General features: G+C 35.1%; 11 protein-coding genes and 1 pseudogene. 9 read left to right on the top strand and 3 right to left on the bottom strand.

Annotation, left to right across the window (positions count from 1 at the left end; all coding sequences use genetic code 11):
* The first annotated feature begins 16 nt into the window (after positions 1-16).
* From CALKRO_RS10230 to CALKRO_RS10205, 6 genes are all read left to right on the top strand, one after another.
* Positions 17-895: a carbohydrate ABC transporter permease gene (locus CALKRO_RS10230; RefSeq protein ID WP_013430938.1), complete on the top strand. Its 879-nt coding sequence runs from the start codon at positions 17-19 to the stop codon at positions 893-895.
* Between the two features lie 76 nt (positions 896-971).
* Complete coding sequence (locus tag CALKRO_RS10225; protein ID WP_013430937.1) at positions 972-2558, top strand: ABC transporter substrate-binding protein; 1587 nt, start codon at positions 972-974, stop codon at positions 2556-2558.
* 224 nt (positions 2559-2782) lie between these two features.
* Positions 2783-6037: a glycosyl hydrolase 53 family protein gene (locus CALKRO_RS10220; protein ID WP_013430936.1), complete on the top strand. Its 3255-nt coding sequence runs from the start codon at positions 2783-2785 to the stop codon at positions 6035-6037.
* 91 nt (positions 6038-6128) lie between these two features.
* Positions 6129-7772, top strand: coding sequence for an S-layer homology domain-containing protein (locus tag CALKRO_RS10215; protein WP_013430935.1), 1644 nt, complete (start codon positions 6129-6131; stop codon positions 7770-7772).
* Positions 7773-8031: 259 nt separating this feature from the next.
* On the top strand, positions 8032-11442 hold the full coding sequence (gene pulA / locus CALKRO_RS10210) for a type I pullulanase (protein WP_013430934.1): 3411 nt from the start codon (positions 8032-8034) through the stop codon (positions 11440-11442).
* Between the two features lie 116 nt (positions 11443-11558).
* Entirely contained in the window at positions 11559-12206 is a 648-nt protein-coding gene (locus CALKRO_RS10205) for a glycoside hydrolase (protein ID WP_013430933.1), read from the top strand.
* Positions 12207-12757: 551 nt separating this feature from the next.
* On the opposite strand, the pseudogene CALKRO_RS13355 reads toward CALKRO_RS10205, so the two are convergent.
* The 3 genes and pseudogenes from CALKRO_RS13355 to CALKRO_RS10180 form a co-directional block, all read right to left on the bottom strand.
* Positions 12758-13984 (bottom strand): annotated as a pseudogene (locus CALKRO_RS13355) (IS256 family transposase).
* Between the two features lie 136 nt (positions 13985-14120).
* On the bottom strand, positions 14121-14798 hold the full coding sequence (locus tag CALKRO_RS10185; RefSeq protein ID WP_013430932.1) for an endonuclease III domain-containing protein: 678 nt from the start codon (positions 14796-14798) through the stop codon (positions 14121-14123).
* 9 nt (positions 14799-14807) lie between these two features.
* Complete coding sequence (locus CALKRO_RS10180) at positions 14808-15503, bottom strand: hypothetical protein (RefSeq protein ID WP_013430931.1); 696 nt, start codon at positions 15501-15503, stop codon at positions 14808-14810.
* Between the two features lie 295 nt (positions 15504-15798).
* On the opposite strand from CALKRO_RS10180, the gene CALKRO_RS10175 reads away from it, so the two are divergent.
* The 3 genes from CALKRO_RS10175 to CALKRO_RS10165 all read left to right on the top strand — a co-directional run bounded on the left by CALKRO_RS10175 (position 15799) and on the right by CALKRO_RS10165 (position 18993).
* Positions 15799-17106 carry an extracellular solute-binding protein gene (locus CALKRO_RS10175; RefSeq protein WP_013430930.1) on the top strand — a complete coding sequence of 436 codons (1308 nt, stop codon included), beginning with the start codon at positions 15799-15801 and terminating at the stop codon, positions 17104-17106.
* Positions 17107-17237: 131 nt separating this feature from the next.
* Positions 17238-18128, top strand: coding sequence for a carbohydrate ABC transporter permease (locus tag CALKRO_RS10170; RefSeq protein WP_013430929.1), 891 nt, complete (start codon positions 17238-17240; stop codon positions 18126-18128).
* 37 nt (positions 18129-18165) lie between these two features.
* The gene (locus tag CALKRO_RS10165) at positions 18166-18993 is read left to right on the top strand and encodes a carbohydrate ABC transporter permease (RefSeq protein WP_013430928.1); all 828 of its coding nucleotides are present in this window, start codon (positions 18166-18168) and stop codon (positions 18991-18993) included.
* Positions 18994-19050: the final 57 nt, after the last annotated feature.

Raw genomic sequence — 19050 nt, 5'->3', positions numbered from 1 at the left:
AAAAGGGGAGATAACATTGAGAAAGGGTAAGGATTATATCCTCTTTAACATTGTCGGATATATATTCATAACAATAATCGGACTATTTACTTTCATACCTTTTGTTGCGCTTGTTGTAAGTTCATTTGCTTCAGAAAACTATATCATAAATCACGGTTACACTCTAATTCCAAGAGAATTTTCACTCAGTGCATACAAGCTCATCTTCCAAAACCCTCAAAGAATTTTCAGAGCTTACTTGGTAACCATTATAGTGACAAGCGTTGGTACAAGCTTGTCGTTGTTTCTTTCCACAATGGCTGCGTATGTTATGTACAGAAAAGATGTGAAATATAGAAATGCATTGGCTTTTTTCCTGTACTTCACAACACTTTTTAACGGCGGTCTTGCTCCGTACTATATAATATTGGCAAATTACTATCATTTGAAAAACAACGTACTTGTTCTGATACTTGTGCCACTTTTCAATGTGTTTTACATTTTAATCTTGCGCAACTTTATCAGAGGTTCTATTCCAGACTCTTTGATAGAGTCAGCAAAGATTGACGGCGCAGGAGATTTTACAATATTCTTGAGAATTGTTTTGCCACTTTCAAAACCAGCTTTGGCATCTATTGGACTTTTTATAGCTCTCAATTACTGGAACGACTGGTGGACGCCGATGATGTTCATCGAGAAACAGAGCTTGTATCCTCTACAGTATACATTGTATTTAATCCTGTCAAGTGTCAATGTTGCGGCAAATATTCTGCAGAATGTGGTTAGAATTGATATGCCCAAAGAGTCTTTAAAACTTGCAATGACAGTTGTTGCAACAGGCCCAATAATTTTCTTGTACCCGTTTGTTCAAAGGTATTTTGTCAGAGGCATTACACTTGGTGCTGTGAAGGGTTAAGAAAATGGTATCAACAGGTGCTTTTTATAATGCCTGTTGGTATAGATTAAAATGAATCAGGGAGGTTGATTTTGTGATGAAAAAGAACTTCAGGCTTTTATCGTTCATTTTGACAGTATGTTTTGTACTTTCGACCGTTTTAGTTTCAATGTTTGTGGTTGGTTTTGGTGCGCAAACAAAGGCGAAAAGAACTGCACCCGGTTTTGATCCGAGCATTGATGTGTCAAAACCTGTCAAGATTGTTGGTTATCTTTTAGGTGATGCACCGGCTGAATTTCCAAACGTTATGAAAGAACTCAACAAAAAGCTTCAAAAAGATATCAACGCAACAATGGAGATTAACTACATTGGATGGGGAGATTTGAACTACAAATATCCGCTTATTTTGGCATCTGGAGAAAATGTTGACTGGATGTACGCAGCAAACTGGTGCTTCTACTTCCAGGAAGCTGCAAAAGGTGGATTTAAGGAACTAACAATGGATATGATCAAAAAATACATGCCAAGACACTACAAAGCAACACCTTCTGTTGCATGGCAGGAGGCAAAGGTAAAAGGCAAGATTTACATGATTCCGACTGCAACACCCGACAGAAAAGCTGATGTTGTAATTTTAAGAGGAGATTTGAGAGAAAAATATAAGCTGCCACCAATCAAAAAGTATAATGACATTGAACCGTTCCTTGCTGCAGTAAAGAAGAATGAAAAAGGCATGATGCCAATGAACTTGGACAACCAGTATGATTTGAACTCAGTTATGTGGAGACTTTTGGTTGAAAAAACAGATTACTTAGAAGATGTTGCAAGAGTATCAACAGGCGGTACAGGACTTTTCACAACAATATATGATACAAAACCAAAAGTTTACTATATTATGGATAAGGAAATACTTCCTGCATTCAAAGAGGCAGCAGAGAAGGTAAAGTCATGGTATGACAAGGGATATATCAACAGAAACGCTTATGCTAACAAAGTAAGAAGCAAGGATGCGTTTGACCAAGGAAAGTCTGCAGTTGCATTTGGAAACAGCCAAGATATACAATCAAATCTTGCAAATGCAAAAGCCAAGGGTTGGAAAGTTGAGATTATCCCAATATTCGATAGAAGAGGACACAGACCAGCAGACCCATATATAAACAATGGTGTTGCTCTTGTTGCAAAGACAAAAAACGCTGAAAGAACACTTATGGCACTTGACCTGATTATGGAAGAAAAGTCCTATAACTATCTTGTTTACTTTGGAATTCAGGGCAAGAATTATATAATCAAAAACAACAAAATTGATTTGCCAAAAGGTGTTACAGCAGATAACAACACTTATCCACCAGATGCTGCAGGGTTCTGGTTCACAAATAAAGACCAGTTCTTACCACTTGCAAGCTGGGATGATAACTACATTGCACTCAGAAACACAATCAAGAAGGCACTTGTAAGCTCACCACTGTCTTCATTCTCACTTGACCAGACAAAGGTAAAAACAGAGATTGCAAACCTTAATAGCGTTATGACACAGTATTATAATCCAATATGTTTGGGTATGGTAAAGAACGTGGATGAAGCATTTGCAACACTTGACAAGAAGCTCAAAGCAGCTGGTGTTGACAAGGTTAAAGCTGAGGCACTCAGACAACTTGAACAGTACTTCAGGGAGAGAAATCAGTAGATTTATAGAATAGTTTTTTGAAAAGGAAAGAGGCTACCAGTGATCAGAAGAGCGGGATGGTTTGCTGGTAGCCTCTACACTAATTTAGTCTACGCTAATTTAGATAGAAAATAGAGCATAAAGGATTTTTATAAATTAAATATAAAGTAACTTGTTGTGAAATGCAAATTTTTGAAACAAGTTCTTGCCTGCTTTTAAACGACAATAAAGGGGTGGAACAAAAAATGAAAAGAGTATTTACCATTTTTGTATTGCTCATTTTTGTCATTTCTTTTACTTTTGCTTTTCCTTTGTTGCCAACCAAGGTCTTAGCCCAGAATTCAGCTCAGGTAAAGAAGCAAATTGGGATAAAAGTTGACCCAATTGGTACTGATATAGCTGTGGGCAAAAATATTTTTTCTGACAGTGAAGCCCCAACAAATCCGGCAACCCTTGCAAATGACGGTGATGAGACTACTTTTTGGAGTGCACAGGATGCAGGCATTCATTGGCTGAAGATTGATTTGGGAGATGTTTATACAAACCTTTTTGCAACTGAAGTAGTTTTTAATGGTAATGGAAGCTATCAGTATAAAATTGAATATTCAATAGATGACAATAGGTGGACAGTGTTAGTAGACAAATCAAACAATAGTGACACTTCACAAACACAGTATGACAAGTTCATACCACCTGCCTCAGGGATAAGGTATATCCGTGTTACAATCACCTCAACACCAAACAATGAGCCAGCTTCAATAAAGGAGTTAAAGGTATACAGAATGGTTGATGATACTTTCATAAAGGGCGCAGATGTGTCAATGCTAAAACAAATAGAAGATTGTGGTGGTAAGTTCTATTTGAACAGAGTCCAGATGGATGCACTTGAGATTTTGAAATATTTTGGAGTTAACTGGATAAGGCTTAGAATATGGAATGACCCTAAAGATGCTGATGGTAATCCATTGGGAGGAGGAAATTGCAGTGCGGAGAATATGCTTGTGATTGCAAAAAGGGCAAAGGCTTTAGGTATGAAACTATTACTTGATTTTCATTACAGTGACTTTTGGGCAGACCCAGGAAAACAAGATAAACCAAAAGCATGGGCAAACCTTTCATTTGATGAACTAAAACAGGCAGTTTACCAGTATACTTATGACGTCATAAAAATGTACAAAGATCAAGGTGCTCTTCCTGACATGGTTCAGGTTGGAAATGAGGTTAATGGCGGTATGCTCTGGCCGGATGGGAAAACATGGGGCGAAAATGCTGGAGGATATGACAATTTTGCAGAGCTTCTAAAGGCAGGGATTAGAGGTGTAAAAGATGCTGCTGGACCTGATAATCAGGTAAAGATTATGATTCACCTTGCAAACGGAGGGGACAATGAACTATACAGAAGAGTATTTGACAATTTGACCCAGCGCGGTGTTGAATTTGATGTAATTGGACTTTCATATTATCCATACTGGCATGGAAAGCTTAGTGATTTAATCTACAATATGAATGATATTAGCAAAAGATATAACAAAGAGATAGTTATTGCAGAAACAGCGTATGCATACACTTTAGAAAATGGAGATGGACTGAATAATATCTTTGGCACAAGAGAAGCTGCAACAGCAGGATATGATCCATCAGTCCAAAATCAAGCGCTGGTTATTAGAAACATTGCAAACGCTTTAGCACAAGTTCCAGATGGCAAAGGACTTGGCATATTCTATTGGGAGCCAGATTGGATACCTGTTGAAGGTGCTGGCTGGAAGACAGGTGAGGGAAATGGATGGGATAACCAAGCTATGTTTGATTTTAATGGGAATACTTTGGATTCTCTGTATGTGTTCAAGATGCTCAATAACATTATGATCGTAGGTTACAAACCAGTTGTTGTTGGAACAGCTCCCGGTGAGATGCCAAAACTTCCTGCTAAAATCACGGCCATTTTGAGCAATGGTCTTACAAAAGAGGTTGATGTCACATGGGACAGTATTGACCCGTCAAAATATGCTCAAGCTGGTAGCTTTGAAGTTTACGGGTATGTTGAAGGAAGTGAGGTTACACCTGTTGCAAAAGTAAAAGTAGCAAATCTGATACAAAATCCTGGATTTGAAGAGGATTTAACTGGTTGGAATATAGAGGGGCAGACTGGAGCAGCAAATGCAAATAGCAGTGCTCCTGTCCGTTCAGGAAATAAGAAATTAAATATTTGGTATAACTCACCATACAATCTTGTAATATCTCAAACAATTACAGGCTTAGGGCAAGGCAAGTATACATTAAAAGCATGGTTTGTTAATACTGGTAGTGCTCAAAAACGTGATATTGTAATAAAGGATTATGGTGGACAGGAGATAAGAATACAAATTCCACAGTCAGCTTCATGGGATGCTTGGACACCTGCTGAAATAAATGATATTAATGTGACAACAGGAAAGTGCACAATTTCGTTTGAAATTGCTGCTGATTCAGGTTTTTGGTGTGCAATAGACGATGTTCTGTTCTATCGCCAAGACCCAGATATCGAAAAGAATATAGTGAGTGTTCAAAGATTAGATATTACAACAGAGGTAGGACAAAAGCCACAGCTTCCGCCAACTGTCATGGTGGTTTATGATGATGATACATCATCTGAGGCAAATGTTACATGGGAAGCTATTGATGAAAGTAAATACTCAGCGATTGGTGAATTTACTGTGACTGGTACTGTAGAAGGCACGACTCTAAAAGCGTATGCCAAAGTCAAAGTTATCAACAGCAAAAACCTTGTAAAAAATTACAGTTTTGAAGAAGGACTAAAGTATTGGATAAGTGAAGGAAATACAAATGCAGTCAAAACTGAAAGTGGAGGGCATTCTGGGACAGCGCAGCTTACTCACTGGAGTGACAAACCTTACAAGGTGGTCACATATCAAACAATTGAAAATATACCAAATGGTATATACATCTTCAGAGCCTTTGCAAATGGTGGTGGCGGTCAGAATGCTAACTACTTGTTTGTAAAAGATTATGGTGGAGAAGAACTGAGAATAAATATGCCAACCAAATGGGTTGCTGAATGGCATAGAATGGTAATTGCTAACATTAAAGTTACCACTGGACGCGTTACAATAGGGCTTTATTCAGATTCAGAGAATGCAGGAGGAACATGGTGTAACCTTGACGATGTAGAATTTTTCAAGGTTGCTGACAGTGAATTTGAGATTTCAAATACAAGCCTGCAAAAAGATAAAGGACTTATTGCAAGTGTTACGGTAAAACAATCAGAAGGTATTCAGCATGATGGCAGAGAAGTTGTAGTGTTTGAACTATTAAAAGGGACAACTCCTGTTTCAATTGTTGCTGTTGAAAAGGATGTAGTAGAAGCTGAAGACTTTAAGGCCTATTTTAATGTAAGTGATTATCTGAGCACTGACTACAGAGTAAAAGTATTTGTATTTGACAAATTTGACACAAGCCTTTCTGTTCCAAATAGTCTTGCTGAGCCTGTTGATCTTCGATGAGGTTTTAACTGCCCGGCAACTATTTTTAGTGGTTGCCGGGCAGATTTTAAAGGTTTTATAAGGCTATAATCCTAAAAGGAGGATTTTAGTAATGGAAAAAAGAACAAGGATAGCTTCAAGTATATTGCTTGTTTTTGTGTTTTTGTTCTCTTTATTGTCTGTGGGATATTCTGCCCAGGAAGTTATTTTAAATTCCATACCTGATAAAAATCCAGGTGAAGACGTTGTAATTTCTGGGCAAACAGTGTTTGATGAGATCGTTATCAAAGTGCTGAGACCAAATTCTACCATACTTTATATAAATACAGTGAAGGGGAAAAACTTCAGTGACAAATTTACTTTACCAGCAGACTCGCCTGAGGGTACTTACACAGTTGTGGCAGGTAAAGGTTCTATTGTCGATATAAAAACTTTCAATGTAATAAGGAAACAGCCATCTTTGTCTTCTTCATCCTTTGAGATTTTAACCCCTGAGTTTAAAGAAGCTGAAAGGCAGATAGGTAGTCAATCATCTCAAAAGGAAGATATTAAACAAAGTGATAAAGAGGCTTTCCCTGAAATTACGATTGACAATAGTGGGATAATTAGGCCCAAAATATATCAGCTGTCAGAGGGAAGATTAGACGTTAGATTAGATGAGTCTTTAGTACAAAAAGCGCTGCAGATGCAGGTGTCAAAAAACAAAATTTTAACGTTGGATCTAAAAAACAGCAAGCCTTTAGTACAGTACAATATTGTGCTTCCATCGAAAGTATTTACAGCTTCTTTTGATGTGCAGGAAGTTTTAGTTGATACAGATGAATTAGATTTGAAACTTCCAGCTGACCTATTAAAGGAAAAGAACATAGACAAGAACAAGCAAATAGAGATATTGATAAAAAAAGTAGAAAATTCTAATATACCTTCAGAGATTGGTGCGGCAGTTGGGAAAAGACCAATATATGAAATTGGGTTTTATCAAGATTTGAAAAAGGTGAATGTTGAAAGACTTACAAATTCTATAAAAATATCTATTGCTTATACTCCTGGAATAGAAGAGCTGAGCGGTATTGAAAACTTGGTTTTGTTTCATATAAAAGAGGACAGGAAAGCAGAGATTTTATCAAATAGTAAATATGTAAGGACATCGAAATGTGTGATTGCAAATGTGAATGGTTTTAGCAAGTTTGCAATAGGGTATGTTACCAAAAAATTTGACGACTTGAAAAATTATTCGTGGGCTGAAAAAGCTGTGTCTTCCCTGGCCGCAAGAAATATAATAAGTGGTGTTGACAAAAATAGTTTTAGACCTCAAGAGTATATAAAGCGTGGAGAGTTTGTCAAGTGGCTGGTAAATGCTCTTGGCCTTGATGCTCAGTATTCTTCGAACTTTGAGGATGTCAAGAAAGGTAGCAGCTACTGGCGTGAAGTTGCAATTGCAAAAGTACTTGGCATTGCAAAAGGTTATGCGAATAAGTTTAAGCCGGAGGATTATATAACAAGGCAAGATATGATGGTTCTTGTTGAAAGAGCATTGGAGGTTGCAAACAAACCAATTGTAAAAACAAAAAGTAGCCTTGCAACTAAATTTTCTGATTCGTCTGATATATCTACGTATGCTCAAGATAGTGTTTCTGTTTTGGTTGCAAATGATTTAATAAAAGGAAATAGCAAAAATCAAATACTGCCTCGAAAGTTTGCAACTCGTGCAGAAGCTGCTCAGCTTTTGTTCAGGATATTTTTCAAATGGGAATAGAAAGTAAAATAAATTTTGCAACTTTTCTATACGCAGTCTTCACAGTGAGTGGAGACTGCCTTTTTTATTTACTTTTCATAAATTCAAGTCTTTAATTTATTCAAATTGCAGCATATTGACAATGTTAATGAAAAGATATATAATCATTACAAAGTAAAAGCAAACCTTTGCATTAATAAATTGTATTTTTGATTTTTAAATTTATTATTTATTTGTGATTGTTTTAAAATCTTATCAAATTTGCTGGGAGGTAAGAAAGATGATAAGCTATTTTAAAGGCAAACGTTTTATAGCTGGTTTAGTAACATTCTTGTTTATTGCTACTCTTATTTTTCCAATTTCTATTTTAAGAGCAAATGAAAAGACAACTCTCATCATCCACTATTACAGGTACAATGAAGACTATCAAGGCTGGAATTTGTGGATATGGCCTGTTGAGCCAGTCGGTGCAGAAGGCAAAGCTTATGAGTTTACTTCCAAAGATGACTTTGGTGTAAAAGCAGTAGTTGAACTTCCTGGAAAGGTGACAAAAGTAGGTATCATAGTTAGAAAAGGTAACTGGGAAGCAAAAGATGTTGCTGTTGACAGGTTCATCTCAGGAATCAGCGGTTCAAAAGAGGTTTGGCTGATAGAAGGTGAAGAGCAAATCTATACATCTCAGCCTCAGAAAACTCCAAAAATGACAGCTTTTATTGATGGTCTTAATACAATCGTTGTAAAGCTTGCAAAGAAGGCAGATATCCTTTCAAATAACAGGACTCAAGGGTTCAAAGTTACAGCCTTTTATGAAGAAGTTTCTATCAAAAAAGTTGAGCCAGTTTTGCCTAAGATAAATAAGAATTTTAAACCAGAAGAAGCTGGGTATGAACTCATTGATGGTGGCACAAAAGTGAAATTTATATTAAAACCTGGAGCAGGTGATTTTAAATTTACAGACACCTCTGGTAAGATAGATGTATATGTCTCTGGAACAATGAACGACTGGGGCGGAACAGCATCTTCCGAAGGAAAGTACAAACCGCTTCCTGCATGGAAAATGACATGGAATGCAGAGAAAGGTTACTATGAACTTGTAAAAGAACTTGGCAAAGACGGTGTTGTAATTGGTGCTAAGTTCAAGTTCACCTCATGGGATGGTACATCTGCAAAGTGGTATCCGGATGGAATGGGGAATGACAAGGTTATTGAAGAGCTTTACACTGGTAATGAAAAGATAACAAAAGTTGACACCTTTAAGATTACAACTGAAGATGAATTAGAACCACAGGTTCCTTATGTTGTATCGAAAGATGGCTTCAAACCAACAGTTGCACAGGCAAGAAACATCTTAGACAATCCAAAATATTATTATAAAGGCAATGACTTAGGATGCACATATACAAAAGCTTATTCAGCGTTCAGACTTTGGGCTCCAACAGCAATTGGAGTTATACTAAGACTCTATGATGATTATAAGACTACCAAGTATAAAGAGTATGAAATGGAGCAGTCTGTCAACGGAACATGGTATCTTAAGATAAATGGAGATTTGAAAGGGAAATACTACCAGTATGAAGTTTGGCATGCTTCTAACTCTATAACTGACGATACAATCAGAAAATATGTTGTGCCAGATCCATATTCAAGAGCAACATCTGCAAATTCTGAAAGAACCTTAATCTTTGATCCAAAAGATACAAACCCTGTCGGCTGGGAAAAAGATACTTTTGTGACTCTAAAGAATCAAGAGGATGCGATAATTTATGAGACGCATGTAAGAGACTTCACAATAGATGATTCAAGTGGTGTAAGGCCAGAGTTTAGAGGCAAATACTTAGGTTTTACCCAAACAGGGACAAAAGGACCGAATGGCGTAAAAACAGGTATTGACCATTTGAAAGAGCTTGGTATAACCCATGTACATCTGCTTCCAACATATGACTTTGGTTCAATAGATGAGACCAATCCTGACAAAGGCTATAACTGGGGATATGACCCTGTTTTATATCAAAACGTTGAAGGTTCATATGCTACAAATCCAAACACAATTGCAAGGATTAAAGAGTACAAACAAATGGTCATGGCACTGCACAAGGCTGGCATAGGCATTATCCAAGATGTTGTTTTTAATCACACATTCCAGATTGGCGATGCAAAATTATCAATATTCGACAAGATAGTACCAGGATACTTCTACAGAAAAGACAAAGATGGAAACTACTCCAATGCATCAGGCTGTGGTAACGAAATTGCAACAGAAAAACCTATGGTAAGAAAGTTTATAATTGATACCTTGACATACCTTACAAAAGAGTATCACATAGATGGTTTTAGATTTGACTTAATGGCAGCAATAGACAGGGTTACTATGGCAAAAGCTCAAGAAGAAATAAGAAAGATAAATCCATCAGCAGTAATCTATGGAGAGGGCTGGCTTGCAGGTTCAACACCGCTTGATAGCTCACTTAGAATGGAAATAGGCTCATTTAATCAGGCAGGCCTTCACATAGGACTTTTTAACGACAGAATAAGAGAGGCAATAAGAGGAAACCTTGACAATGAATCTAAGGGATTCATGCAAGGGAATTACTCGTTTAGGCTTGAAGATCTCAAAAGAGGCATTCAAGGTGGTCTTGGTGATTTTGCTGCAGACCCGGATGAATGTATAAACTATGTTTCAGCACATGACAACCTAACTCTTTGGGATAAACTTCAAAAGAGTGTGCCAAATGAACCAGATTACATCAAGGATAAGATGGGTAGACTTGCGAATGCAATTGTTTTGACAGCACAGGGTGTTCCATTCTTGCATGGTGGAGTTGAATTCAACCGAACAAAATATATGAATCATAACTCATACAATGCGGGTGATAAAATTAATAAGTACAACTGGAACCTTAAAGTAAAGTGGTACAACACTTTCAAGTACTATCAGGGTCTGATTGCACTAAGAAAAGCTCATCCGGCCTTCAGAATGACAACTGCAGAAGACATACTGAAATATCTTACATTTATCCAAACACCGAAAGGAACATTAGGATTCAGACTCACATATCCAAAAGATACATGGAATGACATTATAGTTGTTTACAACTCAACAAAGAAAGTACAAGAGGTCACACTGCCAGAAGGGAACTGGGTAGTTGTTGCAAATGGAGATGAAGTTGGCACAACACCAATTAAGAATCTTACAAACTTTGTTGCTGGCAAGGCATTGGTTGCACCAATTTCTATGTTTGTTGCATACAAGAGCAATGAATTTCCACAAGGTTTTACTAAGGTAACCGGTAAGGACCCTGTATTATTAGAAAGCTCAAGTACAGTAGCAGTTCCAAAAGTTTATGGTAATGGAAATATTGAAGTCACATTTAAAGTAAAGGTACCAGCTGGGACAGATGATGATGTTATCTATTTGGCAGGTTCGTTTGGGAAAGCTGGACTTTCTGATTGGAATCCAGGAGATAAGGATGGAGCAATAGAACTTGTAAGATTGCAAGATGGGATATATACTGTGACTGTTAAACTTAACGCAGGTGAAACATTCGAATATAAATACACAAGAGGTAGCTGGACTACAGTCGAGAAAGGTGCAAATAAAGAAGAGATAGAGAATAGGAAACTAACAGTTAAAGATGAAGGCGGCGGAAAGATGATAGTCAACGATACAGTTTTGAACTGGGCTGATAAATAAAGCAAGATTATTTGCCCACCTTGCGCACCGTCCAATCTCTAAGTGAGATGGATAGGTGTGCAGGGTTGGGTATTCACCCCTAAAACCAAAATAAGTAGAAGGAGGTCAAGAGAAGGATGAGAATGCTATTAAAAAGGTCTCTTGCTCTGCTGGTAAGCATTGTCCTTGTATTTTCGTTGTTCTTAGGTGTTTTTCCACAGCAAGCAAGAGCACAAGATACCATAAAAATTGTAGGTAACTGGCAGGATGCTGGTAACTGGAATTTTGACAGCTCTAATATTGTTTTGAGTGAAACCTCAACTCCGGGACTTTATTATGGTGAGTATACTTTTAAAACTGGTGGTTCTTATGAGTTCAAAGCAGTTATAAATGGTAGTATATGGTGTACAGGTGCTCCAAAAGTAGCAGATAATAATACTAACATACCTCTTAATGTTACAGATGGTCAGACAGTTAAGTTTTGGTTCTTCAAAAATTCTCAGCTTGTAATTGACAGCACTCATTTTCCAAATGGGCCTGATAGTTTAGTAGGGCAAAATTCTTTTAAATTTGTAGGAGTTAATAGTGAATGGGACCCTAATGATGGTAAGTATCAATTTGTAAGAGTGCCAGATGCAACATATACCTATTTATATGATAATAGTTACAATGATTTTTCGATACCATATGGATTTAAGATTATAATAGGTGGTTTTGGGAACCTATCATGGGCATGGAATGGTGCAAAAGAAGGTTCAGTTGTTAAATTTAAAGAGACCAGCTAATTAAAGTCAAAAGTTTTTTAAAAAATTTTTGATAACATTTTATGGTAGAAAATTCTTTTAAAAGGGTATAAGAAAGTAAGCCATCCATTAGAAGTTGACATAACATATGGAGGCTGAGCACATATTATGGTTAACTAATGTTTCATTAATAAAACAACTATTTATACGCAATAAACAGCAGTGTTATTAAAGCATCTTCGAATATGTTCCTTAGGAGTTTCTGCTTTCAAAAGGTTTTTTATCACGCATAATAGCAAAGATGATACAAATAATTTTTCTCATAACAGCGAAAAATAGTAACTTTTTTGAGCTTTTTGTTGGGGTGTGTAAATAATTTTGTGTATTTAAGATAAGCCGTCCTTCTTGGTAAGTAATCATTCAAAATTTTATTGCCAACTTTCTATTTTTAGTATTTCCATTTCAATATTTTTTATGCATAAATTTTTAACTTCATGGAGAAAATTTAATACTGGGTTATATTATCTTTTTTTATTTGTTTTTTTAACTGCTTCTATAGAAGCAGTTAAAAAAACGCGAACAAATGATTGCTTCTACTTTATATATTCTTTCAACCGCTCAGGATACATTATTAAAAGCTGGTTTAATATCATATCCCAGTTTCTGTATCTTTGCGTCCACTTTCTTACAACATTTTTTGTCGCAAGATAAAGCATCTTTTCTAAAGCTATATCATTTGGAAATACTGATTTTGACTTTGTAACTTTCCTAAACTGTCTGTGAACACCTTCTATAATGTTTGTTGTATAAATTATTCTTCTAATCTCTGGGGGAAACTTAAAAAACGAGGTCAGCATTTCCCAGTTGCTTTACCAGCTTCTAAATGCATAAGGATATTGTTTCCCCCATTTCTCTTTTATTTGTACAAAAATTACTCAAATGCCTCTTCTTCATTTGTTGCCTGGTATACTCTCTTGAAATCTTTTGAAAATTCTTTTATGTGTTTATACGAAACATACTTAAATGAATTTCTCAACTGGTGGATTATACATCTTTGAATATCACTCTTTGGAAACACTGCTTCTATTGCTTCTTTTAAACCAGTAAGACCATCAACACAAAACAGCAGGACTTCTTCTACCCCTCTTGTCTTTAAATCATTCAAAACTCCAAGCCAGAATTTAGAACTTTCACTTTCTCCTATCCATATTCCTAAAACATCCTTATATCCCTCAATGGTAATCCCTAAAACAACGTAAGCAGCCTTATTTACAATCTTGCCTTCATCTTTTATCTTGTAATGGATTGCATCCATAAAAATAAACGGATATATCTTTTCCAATGGTCTGTTTTGCCACTCTCTTATTCTATGGTACTATTTTTTCTGTAATTTTGTTTACCATCTCAGCAGATACTTCAATACCATAGATATCTTTTATTTGTTTATGAATATCTCTTGTTACTATTGCTCTGGAATATAAAGCTATTATTTTATCTTCAATTTCAGAGATATCTCTTTTATATTTGAGAATTATCTTGGGTTCAAATTCACCTTCTCTGTCTCCTGGAATATCAATTTCCATCTCTCCAAATTTTGTTTTTACGGTTTTCTGGGTATATCCGTTTCGAGAGTTAGTAGTTTGTTTGTTTTTAATATCATATTTTTCATAACCCAGAGTTTCCTCAGTTTCTGCTTCTAAAAAGCTTTGAAATACATCTTTGAACAGGTCTTTCAAACTTTCGTAAATATCACTTACACTCTGAATATTATTTTTTCTTATAAACTCTAAGAGCTGCTCTTTTGTTAAAACATTCTCCATATCAAAAAACCTCCTTCTTTGATATTTTTGTTTATATTCTGATTCTTACCAAGAAGGAGGTTCTTATACTTTACACAAAATTATTTATAGTCTCAAGAAGGCTGTCCAACTCATTATTGAACAGCCTTCTATTTAATTACTCTTCATTATAATAATTACAAATTAATCTTAAACAGCATTTGTTACAAATTGGCTTTTTGCTTTTACAAATTTCTTTGCAATGCTTTACAATAAGTGCATGAAACTCATTAAAAAACTTGGTTTGAGGAGTCAGATTGGCCATAATAATTGCTTGTAAATCATTATATGATATTTTTTCACTTTCTATTAAACCCAGCCTATAAAAAAGTCTTTTTGTATAACTGTCTACCACAAAGATGGGTTTTTCAGCACCATACAAAATTATGCTATCAGCTGTTTCAAATCCTATTCCCTTTTGAGAAAGCAAAACCTGTCTCAAGCTGGAGATGTCAAGAGCAAATAATTTTTCTAAGTCAGAGTTAAACTCTCTTTTTAAAAAGTTGCAAAATTCCTTCAACCTTTTGGCTTTTTGGTTATAATATCCCGCAGCTTTGATTAATTCAGCAAGCTTCTCCTCAGGAGTTTGTAAAATTCCCTCAACTGAGAGAATATTTAATTTTTTCAGATTACAGATAGCTTTTTTAGCAGAGATCCAAGAGATATTTTGAGCTAAGATTGCACCAATGACCATTTCAAATTTGGTTTCAGCAGGCCACCAGTGTTGAGGGCCCCAATATTCATAGAGCTTGTTATATACGTTATAAAGAAATTGCGAAATATCTTCTTGTTTCATAGCGTTTTTCTAATCCTCGTCTCCTTTCTTTATCACAGTAAATTTATAAACCGACTTTAAAAACACATTAAAAAAGTCATTTGGGCTGTGGTCTTTTATCACAGATAAGAGCGAATATTCTTCTGGTTTTTTACTTCTATCGACAAAGAATGTAAGGACAATCATTTCACCGTCAATTAAAGAACTTTTATTGTTTTCAATCTTTTCTAAAGGATAAAACATTACAGCAGCATTTATATACTTTGATGTTACGTCAATTTTTTCAATGTACACATCATAAATTCCTTTTTCAAAGACATTTGACATCAAGATTTGAGACTTGATAAAACTAATAACAGGGCTATAATATTTCATCTCAGATGCAGAAACCTTATTTTTATAGTAAATTTTCTGAGTTGTGGTCCCATTTGAATTTTTACTACTTACAATATAAATGGAATCTGAAACCTTTTGAGTAAAGACATTGTCAGAGATAGTAAGATTATCATTTATTTGTTGATTTTCATACAGCTTACTGTATACAGAAGTCGAAATGTATGATCTATTATCAGAAATTTTATTTGGGGCTGTTATATAATACTGACGATTAGAAAAATGTTTAATCTCATTTTTTATCTTAACGTGGTTAACAATAGTAGTTATGATATACATAGGTACAAGCAAAAACGCAAGAATGGTAAAAAGTTTTACTATTGATTTGTTCATAGTTTTAAAATCTCCTCAACAAAAGTGTATATTGAAATATCTAATTTAGATTATAAAACATTTCAACAAAAAAATCAGCTTCAAAAGCTCATTTGAAATTGTTAGCATTTAACAAAATGAAGTTACATATTTCATTATAAAAGCTAATAAAAATACAACAAAAATATATTGAGAAATGACAAATTATTTAATATTAATTAACAAAAGATTAAAAAATCGAAGAAGGAGTTTTAAAATTTGCAGCGAAATATATAAATAGTTTGTTTAATAAATAAACCAAAAGGAGTGGTGTAATGTGAAGAGGCTTGGAAGAATTGTAGCGTTGGTAACTTTGGTTGTTTTTATGTTGAGCTTAGTTTTAGTTTTTTCACCATCTGAAAAGGCTTTCAGCTCAGCTGGTGGAACAAAAAAGATTGTATTTTGGCACATCACAACTGATGCTGTCGGAAAGCAAATGATTCAAAACCAAGTAAACAGATTTTTGAAAGCGCATCCAGACTTTAAGGTTGAAGTTGTTCCACTACAGAATGATTCATTCAAGACAAAATTAAAAATTGCTATGGGTTCTAACCAGGCACCAGATGTATTTGTTACATGGGGTGGTGGTCCTTTCTTTGAATATGTAAGGGCTGGTAAGGTAAAAGATATTACAGCTTATATGAACGAGAAAAATTATAAGAGCAGATTTGTTGATGCAGCATTTGGCCCAATTACTTATAACAATAAGATATGGGCAGTTCCAGTTGAAGGCGCTGGTGTTGCGCTTGTATGGTACAATAAGGAAATATTCAAAAAATACAATTTGAAAGTACCAACGACTTATGATGAGTTTCTAAATATTGTAAAGGTATTAAAATCAAAAGGAATAACTCCGATAACTCTTGCTAATAAAACAAAATGGCCTGGTTGTTTCTGGTATTGGAATTTGGTAAATAAATTAGGTGGTGCTTCAGCGTTTGAAAAAGCTGCTGAGAGAACAGGTGGTAGCTTTGCAGATGAACCGTTTGTAAAAGCAGGTCAGATGCTTCAGGATTTGGTCAAAATGGGAGCATTCCCAAAAGGATTTAATGGACTTGACTGGGATACGGGACAATCAAGAATGCTTTTATACTCTGGAAAAGCTGCAATGGAATTAATGGGAACTTGGCAGATACCTATAGTAAAGGCTGAAAAGAAAGAATTTTATGAAAAGAATCTTGATTTCTTCCCATTCCCGTCGATTAAGGGTGGGAAAGGAGATCCAACAAGTTTAGTTGGAATGGCGTCTTCAAACTACTATGCTGTGACAACTACATGTAAGTATCCAAAAGAAGCATTCAATATGATTCAATACTTGATTGATGATCAGGCAGTAAAAGAGAGAATTAACTATGGTCAAATTCCACCTGTAAAAGGATTAAAATTTACAGATCCAATGCTACAAAAAGTTTATGATGTAATTTCAAAAGCAAAGAGTATTCAGCTTTGGTGGGATCAATACCTTCCACCACAACTTGCAGAGACTCATAAGGATATTGTGCAATCTCTCTTTGGCTTGACAATTACACCAAAAGCTGCTGCAGAAAAAATGGAGAAAGCTGCTAAGGAATATTTCAAGAAGTAAGAATTAAATATTTTATACTAATAAAGAAAATTGGTATTAGCCATGGAAAGTAAATCTCCATGGCTAATACCAATTCAATTTTCTATAAAACTGTTTAAATTAAAACTTAATTTTGGGGAGTGAAGTTAAAATTGCAGAGAGATAAGGCATCAAAACTAATGCAAAATTTAGGCATTTTATTGTTTTTGGCTCCCGCTTTAATTCTTATTGGAGTTTATATAATTTGGCCAATAATAATGTCTTTTGACCTCAGTATGTACGAGTGGGATGGTGTTTCTCCTCGAAAATTATATCTTGGTTTTAAAAACTGGATTGATCTTATACATGACTCGATATTTTGGCACGCATTTGGTAATAATATTAAATTTATATTTTTATCTATAATAATCGAAATGCCAATTGCAATATTGATAGCAGTAATGCTTGATAGAGGTGGCAAAAAGTTTGATGCATTTAAGTCACTGTTTTATCTTCCAATGTTAATGTCATCAGTGGCGATTGGTGTACTATTTAAATATATATATGATCCATCATTTGGGCTTTTAGCTGGAATACTTAACTTTTTACACCTTGACTTTTTAAATCAAGATTGGCTGGGTGATCCAAATGTAGCTTTCTACTCTGTTGTTGCTGTTATATGTTGGCAATATATACCTTTTTACATGATATTCTTTATAGCTGCAATTTCTAACATTCCTCATGAACTTTACGAAGCAGCAAGAATAGACGGGGCAACACAAGGTCAGTATTTTTGGAAAATAGAACTTCCTCTTTTAGCCCCGTCCATAAAGACTGCTTGTATTTTATCCTTGATTGGTTCTCTTAAATATTTTGATTTGATTTATGTTATGACAGAGGGCGGACCGTCAAACGCAACAGAACTCATGGCAACTTATATGTATAAAAACGCTTTTGCCTCATTTAAGATGGGATATGGCAGCACAATTGCTTCGGCAATGTTCATAATAATTACAACAGCAGGAATTTTAGCATATTTTGCGACAAAGAAAAAAGAAGCTTAAATTTTAAGTTTGCGCCAAAAGGAGGTACAATACTATAATGGGTTTTGCAAAAGAAATTAAAAAATGGTATTTCATATTTTTAGCTATATGGACATTAGTTGCAGATGTGCCATTTTTGTTTATGTTTTTTACGTCTATAAAAACACAATCAGAGCTACTTGAAGGTAACACATGGCAAATACCAAAACAGCCTACTGTTGGAAACTATTCAACTGTAATTCATGGTAGTTTTTTTAACTACCTCAAAAATAGTGTTATTGCAGTTTCAATTTCAGTAATTTTAATACTTATTATATCTTCAATGGCAGCGTATGTATTTGCGAGAATGAAATTTTCTCTGAATAATATATTGTATTCTCTTATAATTGCAGGAATGGCAATTCCTATTCATGTTACTTTAATCCCAATTTATGTTCTTACTAATAAAATTAAGTTATATGATACTATATTTGCATTAATTGGGCCGTATGTAGCATTAAGTTTGCCTATGTCAATATTTATCCTGACAGAGTTTATGCGAGAGATTCCTTTTGAGCTTGAAGAAGCAGCTAAAATAGATGGCTGTTCCATGTTTAGATTGTATTCTGATATCCTTCTTCCTCTTTCGAGACCTGCTTTAATTACAGTTGGGATATACAATGGGACATATCTTTGGAACGAGTTTGTTTTTGCTTTAGTATTAACAAGTTCGCCAGATAAAAGGACACTCCCACTTGGTATTTGGGATTTTCAGGCAAGGTATGGTTCAGACATACCAGCTATCATGGCATTCTTAACATTATCGCTTTTGCCAATGTTGATTGCGTATATTTTGGGTCAGGACAAAATTATAAAAGGTATGATGGCAGGTGCAGTAAAAGGATAAGAAGTTGTTTTAGCGTCAAAAACTGTTTTCCTGCAACCTATTTTTGTTGTATAATAA

Source organism: Caldicellulosiruptor kronotskyensis 2002 (assembly GCF_000166775.1).
Classification (GTDB): Bacteria; Bacillota; Thermoanaerobacteria; order Caldicellulosiruptorales; family Caldicellulosiruptoraceae; genus Caldicellulosiruptor; species Caldicellulosiruptor kronotskyensis.
Note: the sequence above shows the minus strand (reverse complement) of the source record. Positions and strands in the feature narration are given on the sequence as shown.

What these genes read in the sequence shown, in the direction of transcription:
- pulA (WP_013430934.1), top strand. Translation starts at nt 8,032, where the DNA reads ATGATAAGCTATTTTAAAGGCAAACGTTTTATAGCTGGTTTAGTAACA.
- CALKRO_RS10220 (WP_013430936.1), top strand. Translation starts at nt 2,783, where the DNA reads ATGAAAAGAGTATTTACCATTTTTGTATTGCTCATTTTTGTCATTTCT.
- CALKRO_RS10185 (WP_013430932.1), bottom strand. Translation starts at nt 14,798, where the DNA reads ATGAAACAAGAAGATATTTCGCAATTTCTTTATAACGTATATAACAAG.
- CALKRO_RS10165 (WP_013430928.1), top strand. Translation starts at nt 18,166, where the DNA reads ATGGGTTTTGCAAAAGAAATTAAAAAATGGTATTTCATATTTTTAGCT.
- CALKRO_RS10215 (WP_013430935.1), top strand. Translation starts at nt 6,129, where the DNA reads ATGGAAAAAAGAACAAGGATAGCTTCAAGTATATTGCTTGTTTTTGTG.
- CALKRO_RS10205 (WP_013430933.1), top strand. Translation starts at nt 11,559, where the DNA reads ATGAGAATGCTATTAAAAAGGTCTCTTGCTCTGCTGGTAAGCATTGTC.
- CALKRO_RS10180 (WP_013430931.1), bottom strand. Translation starts at nt 15,503, where the DNA reads ATGAACAAATCAATAGTAAAACTTTTTACCATTCTTGCGTTTTTGCTT.
- CALKRO_RS10225 (WP_013430937.1), top strand. Translation starts at nt 972, where the DNA reads ATGAAAAAGAACTTCAGGCTTTTATCGTTCATTTTGACAGTATGTTTT.